We start from the raw sequence: 15,479 nt of genomic DNA on the forward strand, positions 1-15,479 counted from the left end.
GCTCTCGCCGCGAACGGCGGGAATGCGCGGGTACTCCGCTGACTTTTCCTTCACGGCAGTGACATGTATCAGTTGAAGGTCTATACCAGCTAGGGGTGAAGGGAGTCCGCCAATGCCGCACCGAATCGTCGTCCTGGCCCTCGACGGGCTGCTCCCCTTCGAACTGGGCATCCCACAAAGGATTTTCGGCCGATCGCTCGGTTTCGAACCGCACGACAAGGGCCGCAAACTCTATGAAGTCGTGACCTGTTCCATCCGCCCGCCGGGCCCGGTCCGCACCGCCGCGGACTTCACAGTGGCCGTCGAACGCGGCCCGGAGACACTGGCCACCGCCGACACGATCGTGATCCCCGCCAGTTGCGAACTCGGCCCCGTCTACACGGAGGGCAGGCTCACCGACGAGCTGGCCGCCGCGTTCACACACATCAGGCCGGGCACCCGGATGGTCTCCATCTGCACGGGCGGTTACGTGCTGGCCGCCGCCGGATATCTCGACGGGCGGCCCGCCACCACCCACTGGTCGCACGCCGACCACTTCCAGCAGCTCTTCCCCGAGGTCCGGGTCGACCCGGACGTCCTGTTCATCGACGACGGGGACGTACTGACCTCCGCCGGGGTCGCCGCCGGAATCGACCTCTGCCTGCACATCGTGCGCCGCGACCACGGCACCGCCGTCGCCAATGACGTCGCCCGCCGCACGGTCGCGCCCCCGCACCGGGACGGCGGACAGGCCCAGTACATCCAGCGCCCCGTGCCCGAGGCGCAGCTCGCGACCACCACCTCGGCACGGACCTGGGCGCTCGGCCGGCTGGAGCGTCCGATCCTGCTGCGCGACATGGCGCAGCAGGAGTCGATGAGCGTACGGACGTTCACCCGCCGGTTCCGGGAGGAGGTCGGGATCAGCCCCGTGCAGTGGCTGACCCGGCAGCGGGTCGAGCGGGCCCGGCAGCTGCTGGAGTCGACGGACCTGTCGATCGACCAGGTGGCGCGGGACGCGGGCTTCGGGACGCCCACGTCGCTGCGGCAGCATCTGCAGGCGGCGCTGGGGGTGTCCCCCACGGTGTACCGGCGCACATTCCGCGCGGGGAAGGCCTGACGGCGCGTGCCGGCCGCCACCCCTCCGCACGGCTCGGACCGCCCGCCCCGACGCCCTGGACGACCCCATGAAGTACGTCACAGTGCTGTCCGTGGACCGCGTCCGCCGTCGGGGCCCCGCCGTCGGCAACGCCCCACCCCCGCCGACCGATCCGGGGGTTCCTCCCCCAGGGGCCGGGGCCCGCTCCGCCCCAGAGCGACTTAGGTCACCCTTCCCTGTCGCCGCTTCCACCTGATAGGCATGTGAAGCACTACCGGCACTTCGGAAGTTTCGCCATGAAAAAGGAAAATCCAGACAGTCTCATACCCTTCACCATCGATCTGACGTTCGAGGAAGTTCGGCGCCGGGCCGAGGTCGTGACCGCACTCGGACCCGACTGGGACCCGGTCGCCGCGCTCCAGGGCGAGGACGAGGCGTACGCGCTCCTCTACTCGGGCCTGGACGCCGAACAGCGGCGCACCTACGACCAGCTGGTGGCGGCCGGCGTCCTGCCGGGAAGGGGGCCGGGGCGTGCGACTGCCCATTGATCCGCAGGCGGACGTGGCCCGCCGCGCCTGGATGCCCTGCCCCGTCTGCGACGACGCACGTCACTGCGAGAACTGCGCCGACCTCCGTACCTGCCGTGAACACTGGCGCTACCTGATCTCCAACAACGGACCGGTCGTTCACCTCCAGTGCCCGCAGTGCACCCACATGTGGTCCGTGAACACGCGCCCCGACGTCACCCCGCGCGACAGCGGCGCCTTCGGCGACTGACCGACGCCAACGCGGCCGGGCGCGGTGGCCTGGCACGCGAGCCCGGCGCGGTCGGAACGAATCCGGTTCGACGCCACGGAAGACACGTCCTAGAACACCAGCACCCCCCGCGCCACCCTGCCGTGGTGGGCGTCGTCCGCCGCCTTGGCGAAGTCCTCCACCGGGTAGGTCTCGGTGACGAGTTCGTCCAGCAGCAACCTGCCCTCCCGGTACAGGTCCGCGTAGAGGGCGATGTCCCGCTGCGGGCGCGAGGAGCCGTACCGGCAGCCCAGGATGGACTTGTCCAGGAACAACGACGAGACCAGGAAGGACGCCTCGGCCGTCGCCGCGGGGACACCCAGCAGCACCGCCTGACCGTGCCGGTCCAGCAGGTCGATCGCGGTACGGATCAGCTCCGTACGTCCCACGCACTCGAAGACGTGGTCGGCCCCGCGCGGCAGGATCTCCCGCACGGCCTCCGCCGACGTCAGGAAGTGCGTCGCGCCGAACTGCCGCGCCATCGCCTCCTTCGCCGGGTTGGCGTCGACGGCGACGATCGTCAGGGCGCCCGCGATCCGGGCACCCTGGATGACGTTGAGTCCGATGCCGCCGGTGCCGATGACCACGACGGTGTCGCCCCGGTCGACCTTCGCCCGGTTCAGTACGGCTCCGACTCCCGTCACCACCCCGCAGCCGATCAGTGCGGCCGAGGTGAGCGGCAGGTCGGTGGGGATCTTCACCGCCTGCACGGCCTTGACCAGGGTCCGTTCGGCGAAGGCCGAGTTGGACGCGAACTGGTACAGCGGCTTTCCGCGCCGCGAGAAGGGCTGCCCCGGCATCCCGATCGCCTTGCGGCACATCGTCGGCCGGCCCCGGTCGCACTGCGCGCACGCCCCGCAGCTGGCCAGCGTGGACAGCGACACATGGTCGCCGGGCACCACATGGCCGACGCCCGCGCCGACCGCCGCCACCACGCCCGCGCCCTCGTGCCCGAGCACGACCGGCGACGGGAACGGGATCGTCCCGTCGATCACCGACAGGTCGCTGTGGCACAGCCCGGCCGCGGCCACCGCCACCAGCACCTCGCCGGGGCCCGGATCACGTATCTCCAGATCATCGACGACCTCGGTCCGCTTGCCGTCGAAGACGACGCCTCTCATCTCGGCTCCCTCGGTAGGCCGAGCGCCCGCTCGGCGATGATGTTCACGCGTTCGGCCGGGCCTTCGCCGCAGCCGCCGCGGCCATCTCCTCCAGCTGGGCCAGCATCGGCATCGGGTCCGTGCCCACCGTCCCCGGCAGGAAGTCGGCGATCCGTTCCGGGGTCCAGGCCCCGTCCGCGTACCCCGCCCGCAACTCCCTCGGCTGGGCCCAGACCGCGATCTTCGGACCGGCGATCGTGTAGACCTGGCCGGTGATCCCCTCCTTGCGGGCCCGTTCGCTGAGCAGGTAGACGACGAGCGCCGCCACGTCCTCCGGCTCGCCGATCTCCTTGAGTTCCATGGGCACATTGGCGGACATCCGGGTGCGGGCGACCGGGGCGACGGCGTTCGCCGTGACGCCGTACTTGTGCAGGCCGAGCGCCGCGCTCCGCACCAGCGAGATGATCCCGCCCTTCGCGGCGCTGTAGTTGGCCTGGGCGACGCTGCCCTGGTGGTTGCCGCTGGTGAAGCCGATCAGCGTGCCGCCGCCCTCCTGCTTGCGCATCACCGCCGACGCGGCCCTGAACACGGTGAAGGTGCCCTTGAGATGGGTGGCGACGACCGGATCCCACTCCTCCTCGGACATGTTGAACAGCATCCGTTCCCGCAGGATGCCGGCCACGCACACGACCCCGTCGATCCGCCCGTACCGCGCGAGCGCCGTGTCCACGATCCGCTGCCCGCCCGCCATCGTGGAGATGTCGTCGGCGACGGCCACCGCCTCGCCGCCCGCCGCCCCGATCTCCTTCACGACGGACTCGGCTATCTCGCTGCTCGGCTCCCCGCCCTCGACGGAGACGCCGTAGTCGTTGACGACGACCCTCGCCCCCTCGGCCGCCGCCGCGAGCGCGACCGCCCTCCCGATGCCGCGTCCGGCACCCGTCACGGCCACCACTTTGCCTGCCAAGAAGTTCCCCATGCCCGGCCCCTTCCCGCGGTTTCTGACGGTCCGTTAGATTTTATGGGCCATCGGGTTCACGAACACAAGCCCCAGGAGGTACCCATGTCACTGCCGGCCGAGTTCCACGACATCGCCAAGCGGATCAACAACTGGGGCCGCTGGGGCGCCGACGACGAGATCGGCACGCTCAACCTGATCACCGACACCGTCGTGCGGGAGGCCGCCGCCACGGTCCGCACCGGGCTGCGCGTCCCGCTCGCACTCCCCCTCCAGCAGGACGGTGTCCAGAGCGGACTGATCCCCGGAAGGATCAATCCGCTGCACACCATGGTCCAGATCAACCAGGAGCTCTTCGGCCCCGGCACCGTCGCCACCAGCGACGACACGGCGGTCCTGAGCCTGCAGACCGCCACCCACTGGGACGCCCTCACCCATGTCTCGCACTCGGGGAGGATCTACAACGGCCGGCCGGCCGACACGATCACCGCGCACGCCGGCGCGCGGTACAGCGGGATCGACAAGGCGCCGCACATCGTCTCGCGCGGCGTGCTGCTCGACGTGGCCCGCGCGCACGGCGTGGACCGGCTGCCCGGGGACCACGCCGTCACCCCCGCAGACCTGGACGCGGCCGAGGAACTGGCGGGGGTCCGGGTCCGGGCCGGGGACATCGTGCTCGTACGGACGGGGCAGGTGCGGGTGTACCTGGCGGGCGACAAGCACGCGTACGGCCACCCGTCGCCCGGCCTCTCCATCCGGACGCCCGAGTGGTTCCGTGCGCGCGATGTGGCAGCGGTCGCCGACGACACCCTGACCTTCGAGATCTTCCCGCCCGAGATCGAGGATCTGTGGCTGGGCGTGCACGCGCTGGACCTGGTCGAGATGGGCATGCCGCAGGGCCAGAACTGGAACCTGGAGACGCTGTCCACAGCCTGTGCGGACGAGAGGCGGTACGCCTTCCTGCTCTCCGCGATGCCGGAGCCGTTCGTCGGTGCCACGGGCACCCCGGTCGCCCCGGTCGCCATCCTGTGAAGGGGCACGGACCGGCGCCGGAACGCGGCCCGGACCGACTGCTTTAACCTTTATGCACGATGCGTGACGGCACGCGAAGGGTTGTACGCCTCACGGTCCGCGTCGTCCGCGCCCCGCACACCATGAGCGGCCCCTTGGGTGCCATGAGCCCCTTGGGTGCCGGGGACGCCCGTTCCGCCGGGGTGCACCGGCACCGCCCGGACCGGCGGAACGTCCCGGTCGATCTCGCACCAGATGCGCTTCCCCGCGCCCTCCGGCTGCCAGCCCCAGCGGTCGGCGAGGCCGTCGACGAGCTCCAGGCCCCGGCCGCCGGTGTCCTCACCCCGCGCGTGGCGCTGCTGCGGCGGGCGGCAGCTGGTGTCGGCCACCTCGACCCGTACGGTCCCGGTCGCGCCCGCCGAGCCGAACAGCATGCGCAGCACGGCCGGACAGCCGGTGTGCACCACCGCGTTGGTGACCAGCTCCGAGATCAGCAGGATGAGCGTCTCGGCCAGCGGCTCGTCGTCCCTTATCCCGGACCCGACCAGTCTCGACCGCGCCCACCTGCGGGCCCGCCCGACCTCCGCGGGATCCGGCCCGACCTCCAGCTGAACCTGAAGCACCTGCACCGCTCACACCATCCAGACCGGCGGACACATCGCCTCGCGCCTCCTCAGGGTCACGGAACGTGATTCCCTTGCGAGACAGCATGGTTGACGTACAGTCACCGCAACAAGCGCTTCGGGCATATTCCAGCGCGAAGGAGTACGCGTGGTGCATACTGTGCGACGCACGTTGCGGGGAGTCGAACAGAGGCACAGCGAGGCCGCGGGAGCCGTCTCCCGGGCAGGCCCGGCGCTTCTGCCTGGAATGCGAGCAGGGCACCTCTTCCGGCCCGGAGTCGCCGCACGGGCAACACCCGGATCACCCGGTTCCAGAACCTCTCGCATCCCACGGAGCGTACCCGAGCCCGGCGGCGACTCCACCCCGTGACGAATCACGCAAAGGACACAAGCCGACATCGGTCCCGACCGACTGCACTGCGTGACTCCGCAGCGTGAGGCTCAAACACCGGCCTGTGACATCCGCGCCCCCGACGGCCCCCCGTCGCCGCGCCGCCGAAGCCTGCACGGAACCCGTCCGGCTTCAGCACAGGTCCGCCGCAAGCGCTTCCTCGGCCGCCGCCGCCGCGATCCACCGACCGGACCGCAGCCATGCCCGCTTGAGGTGCAGATGCACGTCCGCCTCCCAGGTGAAGCCCATGCCGCCGTGCACTTGAAGGCAGTCCCGCGCGTTGCGGACCGCCGCCTCGTCGGCGAGCAGTTTGGCGCCCGCGATCTCCGCCCGGTCCTCGGTCAGGGCCGCGGCGTAGACGGCGGCGCGGGCCAGTTCGGCGCGGACCAGCATCTCGGCGCACAGATGTTTGACCGCCTGGAAGGACCCGATCGGCGCACCGAACTGTTCACGTTCACCGGCGTGCCGGACGGCCATCTCGGTCGTGCGCGAGGCACTGCCGAGTTGCTCGGCGGCGGCGAGCAGGGCGCCTTCCTCGCGCAGCCGCTCCGCACCGGGCAGGGGCTCACCCGGCCCGACCGGTCCGGTGACCCGCCACAGGGGTGTGAACGGGTCGAGCGACCGCACGGGCCGGGCGGACTCCCGTATCCCCGCGACGTCCCGCGCCGTCCCGCCGGTCAGGACCCGTACCTCCCCGGGCCCGAGGACCAGCAGTGCGTCCGCGTCCCCCAGGTGTTCCACCGGCTGCCCCGCGTCCAGCACGGTGACCACCGCCCCGCCCTCCGCCGCCCCCTTCACCGCGCCCGCCGCGAGGTGGGTGGTGATCAGTGGCCCCGGCAGCAGCGACCGTCCCACCTCCTCGAAGAGGAGGACCGACTCGGGCAGCCCGAGCCCGACACCGCCCTGTGCCTCCGGCAGCCGCAGCGCGAAGAGGCCGGACTCGCCGAGCTCCCGCCACAGCGCCCGGTCGATGCCCGTACCGCCGTCGAGGGCCGCCCGCATCCGGTCCCTGTCGAAACGCCCGGCCAGAAGTTCGCGCATCCCCGCCCCGAGGGCCCGCTGGTCGTCCGAGAGCTGGAAGTCCATGAGTGGCGTCAGCGCCCCTTCGGCAGGCCGAGGATCCGCTCGGCGACGATGTTCCGCTGGATCTGCGAGGTACCCGCGGCGATGGTGTACGAGAGCGAGGAGAGCCGGTCCAGGACCCACTCCCGGTCCAGGTCCCCGCTGTCCGCGCCGAGCACCTCGGCGGCCGCCTCGTACAGTTCCTGGCGGGCGTGCGAGTAGCGCAGCTTGAAGACCGAGCCGCCGGTGCCGGGCACGCCCCCGGTGCGCTGGGCCTCGCCGACGTTCCACTGGGTGAGCCGCCACAGCGCCCGGAATTCGGCGTTCAGCCTGCCCAGCCTGCGGCGCAGCACCGGGTCGTCCCAGCGCCCGTTCGTCCGTGCCTCGGCGGCCAGGGCGTCCAGCGTGCGGCGGCAGGCGACGACCTCGCCGACGAACGCCGTACCGCGCTCGAAGGAAAGGGTGACCATGGTGACGCGCCAGCCGTCGTTCTCCGCGCCGACGCGGTGCGAGACGGGCACCCGCACCTCGTCGAGGAACATCTCGGCGAACTCGGTGGACCCGGCGAGGGTGCGCAGCGGGCGGACGGTGACGCCGGGCGCGTCCATCTCCATCGCGAGCCAGCTGATGCCGCGGTGCCTGGGCGCCGCGGGGTCCGTCCGCACCAGCAGTTCGCACCAGTCGGCGACCTCCGCGTGCGAGGTCCAGATCTTGCTTCCGCTCACCACGTAGTGGTCGCCGTCGCGCACCGCCCGGGTCCGCAGCGAGGCGAGGTCCGAGCCCGCGTCGGGCTCGCTGAACCCCTGGCACCAGATCTCGTCCCCGCGCAGCACCGGCGGCAGCCAGCGCGCCCGTTGTCCGGCGGTGCCCTCGGCCGCGATCGTCGGCCCTGCGTGCAGCAGCCCGACGAAGTTGGCGCCGACGTACGGGGCGCCGGCCTTCTCCGTCTCCTCCAGGAAGATCAGATGCTGGGTCGGGGTGGCGCCCCGCCCGCCCGCGTCGACGGGCCAGTGCAGACCCGCGTAGCCCGCGTCGTACAGCATCCGCTGCCAGGCGGTGTCGTAGGCGCGCCGCCCCGGCCAGTCGTCCGGGCCGGGCTTCGCGGGCAGGGTGGGCAGCACGGACGCCAGCCACTCGCGCAGCCGCGCCCGGAACTCCTCCTCGGCCTCCGTGTACGCGAGATCCATCGCGTGCCTACTTGTCCCGGTCCAGGTCCAGACCGAGCATCCGGATCGCGTTTCCGCGCATCAGTTTGTAGACGGTCTCGTCGTCCAGTCCCTTGACGTGGTCGAGGGCGACCTCCTTCGTGTGCGGGAAGGTCGAGTCGACGTGCGGGTAGTCGGTCTCGAAGGTGGCGTTGTCCCGTCCGACGACGTCGAGCGAGGCGACCCCGTGCTTGTCGCGGAAGAAGCAGCAGAACATCTGGCGGTAGTAGTACACGGACGGCGGCTCGGGAATCAGATCGCGCACCCCGCCCCAGGCCCGGTGCTCCTCCCAGACGTCGTCGGCGCGCTCCAGGGCGTACGGGATCCAGCCCATCTGGCCCTCGCTGTAGGCGAGCCTGAGCCGGGGGAACCGCACCAGGACGCCGCTGAACAGGAAGTCCATCATCGAGGCCATGGCGTTGTTGAAGGAGAGGCTGGCCTGGACGGCGGGCGGGGCGTCGGGGGAGGCGGCGGGCATCTGGGAACTGGACCCGATGTGCATGTTGACGACCGTGCCGGTCTCCTGGCAGGCCGCGAAGAACGGGTCCCAGTATCCGGTGTGGATCGACGGCAGGCCGAGGTACGTGGGGATTTCGGAGAAGGTCACCGCACGCACCCCGCGCGCCGCGTTCCGCCTGATCTCCGCCACGGCCAGGTCGATGTCCCAGAGCGGGATGATGCAGAGCGGGATGAGCCGGCCGCCGCTGTCGCCGCACCACTCCTCCACCATCCAGTCGTTGTAGGCCCGCACGCAGGCGAGGGCGACCTCCTTGTCGTGGGCCTCGGCGAACGTCTGGCCGCAGAAGCGCGGGAAGGTGGGGAAGCAGAGGCTCGCCTCGACGTGGTTGAGGTCCATGTCCTTGAGGCGCTCGGCCGGGTCCCAGCAGCCGGGCCGCATCTCGGCCCGGGTGATCCCCTCCAGCGTCATGTCGTCGCGGTCGAAGCCCACGGCGGCGATGTTCCGCTTGTACGGGAACTTCAGGTCCTCGTAGATCCACCAGTCGGTGGGCGGCCCGTCCGGATCCATCGTGATGACGTACTTGCCCCCGGTGTACGCCAGCTCGCCGATGCCCGCGGTGAGCGGCTGCGGGCCGCGCTCGCGGTATTTGGCGGGCAGCCAGGTCGAGAAGAGGTGCGGCGGCTCGATCACATGGTCGTCGACGCTGACGATCCGAGGCAGTTCCGTCATGGTGTCCCCTTCGGCGCACGCTTGAGGTCTTCCGGCCGTGGTTCCGACGGGCCGTCTCCGTACGAGCGTTTCTGATGGTCCGTCAGATCTATTTCGATCCTCAGGCTAGCCCCGCACCCCTGGACCGACAAGGCGCAGCGCTCTACGCTCTGCGCACGATCTGACTACCCGTCAGCTGTGAGGGGTTCGCCGTGAACGAGACCGCACACGCGCTGAGCGCATCGGGCACCTTCTGGGAGCTCGTCGAACGCCGGGCCGCCCTGACGCCGGACCGCCCGTTCCTGATCCAGGACGACCGCACGCTCACCTTCGGTGAGCTGCGCGACCGCGGCGAACGGGTCGCGGCCGGGCTGTGGGGCATGGGCGTCCGCCCCGGCGGTGTCGTCGCCTGGCAGCTGCCGACCCGCCTGGAGACGGTGCTGCTGTCGTTCGCGCTGACCCGGATCGGGGCCGTGCAGTCGCCCGTCATCCCGTTCTACCGGGACCGTGAGGCGGGGTTCGCGCTGCGCGCGTCGAAGGCCGGCTTCTTCGCGGTGCCGGGCACCTGGCGCGGCTTCGACCACACGGCGATGGCACACCGGCTGACGGCGGGGGCCGCACACCCGCCGCTGGTCTTCGAGGCGTACGCGTCGCTGCCGGACGGCGACCCGTCCGTGCTGCCTCCCCCGCCCTCCGACGGGACGGCGGTGCGCTGGATCTACTGGACCTCGGGCACCACCTCCGACCCGAAGGGGGTCCTGCACACCGACCGCAGCCTGATCGCGGGCGGATCCTGCCTGGCCCACGCACTGCGCCTGTCGGCGGACGACATCGGCTCGGTGGCCTTCCCGTTCGCCCATGTCGGCGGGCCGGACTACGCGGTGATGCTGCTGCTGTACGGCTTCCCGGCGGTCCTCTTCGAGCACTTCGCGATGCCGGACGCACTGGAGGGCTACCGGCGCCACGGGGTGACGGTCGCGGGCGGGTCCACCGCGTTCTACTTCATGTTCCTGACCGAACAGCGCAGGAACCCGGACCGGAAGCTGATCCCCGGCCTGCGGCTGCTGGCCGGGGGCGGGGCGCCGAAGCCGCCGGAGCTCTACCACGCGGTGGTGCGGGAGATGGGCGTCCAGCTGACCCACGGGTACGGCATGACCGAGGTCCCCATGATCACGATGGGCGCCCCCGACGACACCGCGGAGCACCTCGCCGGGACGGAGGGGCGTCCGCCCGAAGGCATGGAGATACGCATCACCGACGAGGACGGCAAGGCGCTGCCGTACGGCACGGAGGGCGAGGTGCGGCTCCGCGGGGAGGCCGTCTGCGAGGGCTATCTGGACCCGGGGGCGACGGCGGCGGCCTTCGACGCGGAAGGGTTCCTGATCACCGGTGATGTCGGCCGGGTCGAGCCGAGCGGGCACCTGGTGCTCACCGGGCGGCTCAAGGACATCATCATCCGCAAGGGCGAGAACATCTCCGCCAAGGAGATAGAGGACCTGCTGCACCGGCACCCGGACGTCGGGGACGTGGCGGTGATCGGGCTGCCGGACCCGGAACGCGGCGAACGCGTCTGCGCGGTCGTGGAACAGCCCGCGGGCGCCGCGCCCCTGACCCTGCCGGGGATCACCGGCCATCTGCGGGCGGCGGGCCTCTCCGTGCACAAGCTGCCGGAACAGCTGGAGGTGGTGGCGGCGCTGCCGCGGAACGAGACGCTGCGCAAGGTGCTGAAGTACCGGCTGAGGGAGCGGTTCTCCTGACAGGAAGGGGAGGGCGGGGGCGTCGCCCCGCCCTCCCCCCACCGGACGGGTCCGGTGCGGCGGGCGTCCCGCGCGGAGCACTCCGGCGGGGCGCGCTCCTACGCGTCCGGTTCGATCACGGTGAAGTACGTGGCGAACGCCGCCACCACCCCGTCCTCGGTGATCCTGCCGTCCTGGTCCGTGTCCAGGCTCCGCGCCGCGACACCCGCCGTCTCCGCGCTCGCGCCCAGCACCCGCAGGGCCCGCTCCACGCCGGGGACGGAGGCCGCGCCCTCGTCGTCCCGGTCCGCCACGGCGAGCGCCGCGCGCAGGAAGGGCCGGGCGATCTCCGCGAAGCGCTCCGGGTTGTCGCGCAGCCGCTTCACCGCCCCGCCCACGAACTCCTCCCGGGTGACGCGCTGGTCCCCGTCGACGTCGGCGATGCCCGCCATGCCCTGCCAGAGGGCCTCGGCCCCGGTGTAGAGCGCCTGCCCCTTGTCGCAGCGGGCCGTCGTACCGAATTCGGTCAGCAGACGGGCCGCGGCGGCACTGAAATCCGCGCGATCGATGTATCCGTTGCCGTCCTGGTCGAAGGCGGCGAAGCGGAAGGCGATCTTGCGCTCATACTCTGCGCTGTCCATGCGGGGAGCGTACGACGCCGACCGGCGCCACGTGTCACTTACGGCCTCGCCCGCGGCCGTTACGCGCTCCACCTGTGTGACAACCCGGTCTTCGACGCCGCGCGCGCTTCTCGCTCCACGACTCAGGCCGAGAGCGGCTGTGCCTCGTCGTCGACGGCCGTGTACCGGTCGGGGTAGACCTCGAAGAGACGACGTACGCCGAGGGCGGCGAGCACCCGGTTGACGTGGGACCCCTCCTCCGCGCCGCGGGCCGGGAGGATCAGCCGCAGCCGGCCCCCGCAGGAACGCATCAGGCGGCGGGAGGCGATCAGTACCCCGACACCGCTGGAATCGCAGAACAGGACCTCGGACAGGTCGAGCACCACATCGTGGCGCCCCGCGGCCACCGCCTCATGGACGGACTGACGCACGACGGGCGACGTCAGCAGATCCAGTTCGCCGCGTATGCGCAGCACGGTCCAGTCGTCCTGCACGGTCTCGGCCACCTTCAGTGTCACGTGACTGGGCCTCTCGTTCCGGGGATTCCGACGATCCGGAAGTTTCCGTTCCTTCTCGCGGCTGCCCCCGCCGCAGACCCATGAAACACCGCGCCGGTCGACAGGACACAGCCGGGTTCGGGCAGAAATGATCGCTTTCGGGTCCGATCCCACCGCCGCGGGATGCCGCGTTCCTTACGGCCTGATCCACTCTCCATCGTGCACCAGGCCGTTATCATCCCGGGCGTCCTGAGGGGCGTACTTGCCTCAAAGGGGCGTGTCCGTCGGTGCCGCCGACTACATTCGGTGTGACGAGGGGAACAGGGCTGGGGGTCGTATGACGAAGAACGCACCACCCCGCTGGGACCGCAAGATGCAGCAGCGGCTGGCACGCGGCGAGGCGGCCGCCCTCGGCGAGCTCTACGACCGGTTCGCCTCCCTCGTGCACAGCCAGGCCCACCGGATGCTCGACGACGAGACCGCCGCCGACCTCGTGACCCGCGAGGTCTTCGGTTACGTGTGGGAGAACCCGAACGCCTACGACCCGCAGCAGGGTTCGATGCGGTCCTGGGTGGCCCGGCTCACGCACCGCCAGTCCGTGCGCCGGCTGTGCGGGGAGGACACCGCGCGGGACGGGGAGGACGGGGAGGACGGGGCCGCGCCCCCCGACGACCTGGAGGAGCGGGTGCGCCGGGCCACGGCCGCCGCCCGTGCCGACTACATCGTCGCGTCCATGCCCGCCCCGCTGCGGGCCGCGCTGGAGCTCGCGTACGTGCAACGCCGGGACTACCGGCAGACCGCGGCCGACCTCGGGGTCACCGAGGACGAGGCCCGCCGCCGGCTCCGGCTCGGACTGCAACTGCTCTCCACCGCGCACACCCGCCCGTTGGAGGGGTCGCCGCCCCCCGGATACGGACGGCATCTGTGACCCGTGACGACGACGCGGACGGCCGTGACGGGGAAGGGCGCGACGACGACGTGCGGGGCGCGCCGCGCATACCGGGACCGCGGGCCGCAGCGGACGACCTCGATCTCGACGCCCTGCCCCTGCCGCCGACCGTGCCCCTGCCCGTGCTCCCGACCCTGCCCGGGGAATCCCGGCCGGCCCCGCAACCGACGACACCGGAACCGGAATCTGCCGTGGCACCACCGGACCCATCGGACCCGTCCGCCGCACCGGCCCCGGTGCTCTCCCATCACGTCCTCAAGGCCCTCCTCGGCGCCTGGGCCCTGGCCGCCTGCTCGGCGGCGGAGACCGAGGCCGTCGAGGCGCATCTGACCGAGTGCGCGGCCTGCGCGGACGAGGCCCTGCGGCTGCGCGACGCGGTCGGCCTGCTGCAGACCGACCGCAGCCTGGATCTCGATCCGGCGCTGCGTTCCCGGGTGATCGAGACCTGTCTGAGCCGCCGCCCGGCCAGGATCCCGGTGCCGGACTGGGCCGCCCCGTACGACGCGGAGACCGCGCGGCTCGACGCGCTGCTGCGTGACATCGGCGCTTCGGAATGGCACGCCCCGGTGCGGCTGAAGTGGTTCGAGCAGGAGCAGGAGGCCGGACGCAAGACGACGGTCGCGGGCGTCATCGGTCACCTCATGGCCGTCGACGGGCTGGTCGGTACCGCCCTCGGCCTGGACGTGCCGCTCGGTGAAGGCGTCATGGGCCGGGGTGACGAGTGGCCGCTCTCCCCCACCGCGCGCACGGAGAAGCACTGGTCCGCCTCCCGGCGGCCGCCCACCCGCACGATCCGCGAACCGTGGCGGGACCAGAACCACGCCCTCATCCGTACGGTGTCCTTCGCCGGCCGCGGCGTCGCCGAGCTCTCCGTCTCGTACGGGGACTTCGCCCTTCCGATGCACGACTCCCTGCTGGACCGGGCCTTCGAGTGCTGGGTGCACGGCGATGACATCGCGCAGGCGGTGGACTATCCGTACGAGGCGCCGTCCGCCGCCCATCTCAACCGGATGGTCGACCTGGCCGCCCGGCTCCTCCCGGCCGCCCTCGCCGAGCGCCGCAGATCCGGGCTCGCCGGGCCCGCCCGCCAGCTGGTGCCGGCCGGTTCGCCGGGGCGTTCGCTGCATCTGGAGGTCGAGGGTTCGGGCGGCGGGGACTGGTACATCCCGCTGGACTCCCCGGCGGCGGTCGGCTCGCCCGCGCACACGGTGGCGCAGGTCGCGCTGGACGGCGTCGAGTTCTGCCGGCTCGTGGCCGGGCACGTGTCCCCGGTGGAGGCGGCGGCCGGCCAGGAGGGGGACCGTGAGGCGATCCGCGACGTGCTCTGCGCCGCGGCGTCCCTCAGCCGCCTGTAGTGCTGTGAGCCGCCTCTGGTGCTCCGAGCCGCGTCGGGAGGACTTCAGGAGAAGATCACCGTACGGCGGCCGTTGAGCAGGATGCGGCGCTCCGCATGCCACTTCACCGCGCGCGCCAGCGCCCGGCACTCCACATCGCGGCCGATGGCGACCAGCTGGTCCGGCGTGACGTCGTGGCCCACCCGCTCGACCTCCTGCTCGATGATCGGCCCCTCGTCGAGATCGGCGGTCACATAGTGCGCCGTCGCACCGATCAGCTTCACACCACGGGCGTGCGCCTGGTGATACGGCTTGGCGCCCTTGAAACTCGGCAGGAACGAGTGGTGGATGTTGATGATCCGGCCGCTCAGCTGCTTGCACAGATCGTCCGAGAGGACCTGCATGTAGCGGGCCAGGACGACCAGCTCGACGTTCTCCTCGCGAACGAACTCCAGCAGCTCCGCCTCCGCTTCGGCCTTGTTCTCCTTGGTCACCGGGATGTGCCGGAAGGGAATGCTGTACGAGCCGACGAGCTCGGCGAAGTCCGTGTGGTTGGAGACGACGGCGGCGATCTCGATCGGCAGCGCCCCGATCCGGGAACGGAACAGCAGGTCGTTGAGGCAGTGGCCGAACTTGCTGACCATCAGCACGATCCGCATCCGCTCCGAGGCGCGGTGGATCTGCCAGTCCATCCGGAAGGAGTCGCCGATCGCGGCGAAGCTGGCCCGCAGCTTCTCCACGGTGACCGGACTGTCCGCGGAGAAGTGGACGCGCATGAAGAACAGGCCCGTGTCGTGGTCGCCGAACTGCTGGCTGTCCTCGATGTTGCAGCCGGTCATGAAGAGATAACTCGACACGGCGTGCACGATGCCTTGTCTGTCCGGGCAGGAGAGCGTGAGGACGTACTGGTCGTGGGTGGTCTCAGCAGGCTGCGGCTCGGTCATTCCCGTAGCGT

At 71.4% G+C, this 15,479-nt stretch carries 16 protein-coding genes; 7 read left to right on the forward strand and 9 right to left on the reverse strand.

The window, feature by feature from the left end; all coding sequences use genetic code 11:
- The first annotated feature begins 112 nt into the window (after nucleotides 1-112).
- The 3 genes from ACIOHC_RS08045 to ACIOHC_RS08055 all read left to right on the forward strand — a co-directional run bounded on the left by ACIOHC_RS08045 (nucleotide 113) and on the right by ACIOHC_RS08055 (nucleotide 1,852).
- The gene (locus ACIOHC_RS08045) at nucleotides 113-1,096 is read left to right on the forward strand and encodes a helix-turn-helix domain-containing protein (protein WP_351072500.1); all 984 of its coding nucleotides are present in this window, start codon (nucleotides 113-115) and stop codon (nucleotides 1,094-1,096) included.
- 275 nt (nucleotides 1,097-1,371) lie between these two features.
- Nucleotides 1,372-1,623, forward strand: coding sequence for a DUF6400 family protein (locus ACIOHC_RS08050; protein ID WP_351072498.1), 252 nt, complete (start codon nucleotides 1,372-1,374; stop codon nucleotides 1,621-1,623).
- Nucleotides 1,607-1,852 (forward strand): hypothetical protein, encoded by a 246-nt coding sequence (locus ACIOHC_RS08055; protein ID WP_351072496.1) that lies wholly within the window; start codon nucleotides 1,607-1,609, stop codon nucleotides 1,850-1,852. Before ACIOHC_RS08050 ends, ACIOHC_RS08055 begins: the two co-directional genes overlap by 17 nt.
- Before the next feature lie 89 nt (nucleotides 1,853-1,941).
- On the opposite strand, the gene ACIOHC_RS08060 is transcribed toward ACIOHC_RS08055, so the two are convergent.
- On the reverse strand, nucleotides 1,942-2,991 hold the full coding sequence (locus ACIOHC_RS08060) for a Zn-dependent alcohol dehydrogenase (protein WP_351072494.1): 1,050 nt from the start codon (nucleotides 2,989-2,991) through the stop codon (nucleotides 1,942-1,944).
- Between the two features lie 43 nt (nucleotides 2,992-3,034).
- Nucleotides 3,035-3,949, reverse strand: coding sequence for an SDR family oxidoreductase (locus tag ACIOHC_RS08065; RefSeq protein ID WP_351072492.1), 915 nt, complete (start codon nucleotides 3,947-3,949; stop codon nucleotides 3,035-3,037).
- A gap of 84 nt (nucleotides 3,950-4,033) precedes the next feature.
- Here ACIOHC_RS08065 and ACIOHC_RS08070 point away from each other — a divergent pair, with 84 nt between their 5' ends.
- The gene (locus ACIOHC_RS08070; protein WP_351072490.1) at nucleotides 4,034-4,960 is read left to right on the forward strand and encodes a cyclase family protein; all 927 of its coding nucleotides are present in this window, start codon (nucleotides 4,034-4,036) and stop codon (nucleotides 4,958-4,960) included.
- Between the two features lie 50 nt (nucleotides 4,961-5,010).
- Here the strand turns inward: ACIOHC_RS08070 and ACIOHC_RS08075 are convergent, their stop codons facing one another.
- The 4 genes from ACIOHC_RS08075 to ACIOHC_RS08090 form a co-directional block, all read right to left on the reverse strand.
- The gene (locus ACIOHC_RS08075) at nucleotides 5,011-5,568 is read right to left on the reverse strand and encodes an ATP-binding protein (protein ID WP_365691142.1); all 558 of its coding nucleotides are present in this window, start codon (nucleotides 5,566-5,568) and stop codon (nucleotides 5,011-5,013) included.
- A gap of 517 nt (nucleotides 5,569-6,085) precedes the next feature.
- Nucleotides 6,086-7,039 carry an acyl-CoA dehydrogenase family protein gene (locus ACIOHC_RS08080; RefSeq protein ID WP_351072486.1) on the reverse strand — a complete coding sequence of 318 codons (954 nt, stop codon included), beginning with the start codon at nucleotides 7,037-7,039 and terminating at the stop codon, nucleotides 6,086-6,088.
- Between the two features lie 8 nt (nucleotides 7,040-7,047).
- On the reverse strand, nucleotides 7,048-8,202 hold the full coding sequence (locus tag ACIOHC_RS08085; RefSeq protein WP_351072484.1) for an acyl-CoA dehydrogenase: 1,155 nt from the start codon (nucleotides 8,200-8,202) through the stop codon (nucleotides 7,048-7,050).
- Nucleotides 8,203-8,209: 7 nt separating this feature from the next.
- The gene (locus ACIOHC_RS08090; protein WP_389636503.1) at nucleotides 8,210-9,409 is read right to left on the reverse strand and encodes an amidohydrolase family protein; all 1,200 of its coding nucleotides are present in this window, start codon (nucleotides 9,407-9,409) and stop codon (nucleotides 8,210-8,212) included.
- A gap of 191 nt (nucleotides 9,410-9,600) precedes the next feature.
- On the opposite strand from ACIOHC_RS08090, the gene ACIOHC_RS08095 reads away from it, so the two are divergent.
- Nucleotides 9,601-11,145, forward strand: a complete 1,545-nt coding sequence (locus ACIOHC_RS08095; RefSeq protein WP_365691145.1) for an AMP-binding protein — start codon at nucleotides 9,601-9,603, stop codon at nucleotides 11,143-11,145.
- Between the two features lie 98 nt (nucleotides 11,146-11,243).
- On the opposite strand, the gene ACIOHC_RS08100 is transcribed toward ACIOHC_RS08095, so the two are convergent.
- Nucleotides 11,244-11,765 (reverse strand): EF-hand domain-containing protein, encoded by a 522-nt coding sequence (locus ACIOHC_RS08100; protein ID WP_365691146.1) that lies wholly within the window; start codon nucleotides 11,763-11,765, stop codon nucleotides 11,244-11,246.
- A 122-nt stretch (nucleotides 11,766-11,887) separates the two neighbouring features.
- Nucleotides 11,888-12,262: an STAS domain-containing protein gene (locus ACIOHC_RS08105; RefSeq protein WP_351072476.1), complete on the reverse strand. Its 375-nt coding sequence runs from the start codon at nucleotides 12,260-12,262 to the stop codon at nucleotides 11,888-11,890.
- A gap of 316 nt (nucleotides 12,263-12,578) precedes the next feature.
- Between ACIOHC_RS08105 and ACIOHC_RS08110 the strand changes: the two genes are divergently transcribed.
- Both ACIOHC_RS08110 and ACIOHC_RS08115 read left to right on the forward strand, forming a co-directional pair.
- The gene (locus ACIOHC_RS08110; RefSeq protein ID WP_365691148.1) at nucleotides 12,579-13,169 is read left to right on the forward strand and encodes a sigma-70 family RNA polymerase sigma factor; all 591 of its coding nucleotides are present in this window, start codon (nucleotides 12,579-12,581) and stop codon (nucleotides 13,167-13,169) included.
- A complete protein-coding gene (locus tag ACIOHC_RS08115) occupies nucleotides 13,166-14,545 on the forward strand; it encodes a zf-HC2 domain-containing protein (protein ID WP_351072472.1) in 1,380 nt (459 codons plus the stop codon). Before ACIOHC_RS08110 ends, ACIOHC_RS08115 begins: the two co-directional genes overlap by 4 nt.
- A gap of 44 nt (nucleotides 14,546-14,589) precedes the next feature.
- On the opposite strand, the gene purU is transcribed toward ACIOHC_RS08115, so the two are convergent.
- Nucleotides 14,590-15,468 carry a formyltetrahydrofolate deformylase gene (gene purU, locus ACIOHC_RS08120; protein WP_365691150.1) on the reverse strand — a complete coding sequence of 293 codons (879 nt, stop codon included), beginning with the start codon at nucleotides 15,466-15,468 and terminating at the stop codon, nucleotides 14,590-14,592.
- Nucleotides 15,469-15,479: the final 11 nt, after the last annotated feature.

The sequence above is a fragment of the Streptomyces sp. NPDC088252 genome, from assembly GCF_044740965.1.
Classification (GTDB): Bacteria; Actinomycetota; Actinomycetes; order Streptomycetales; family Streptomycetaceae; genus Streptomyces.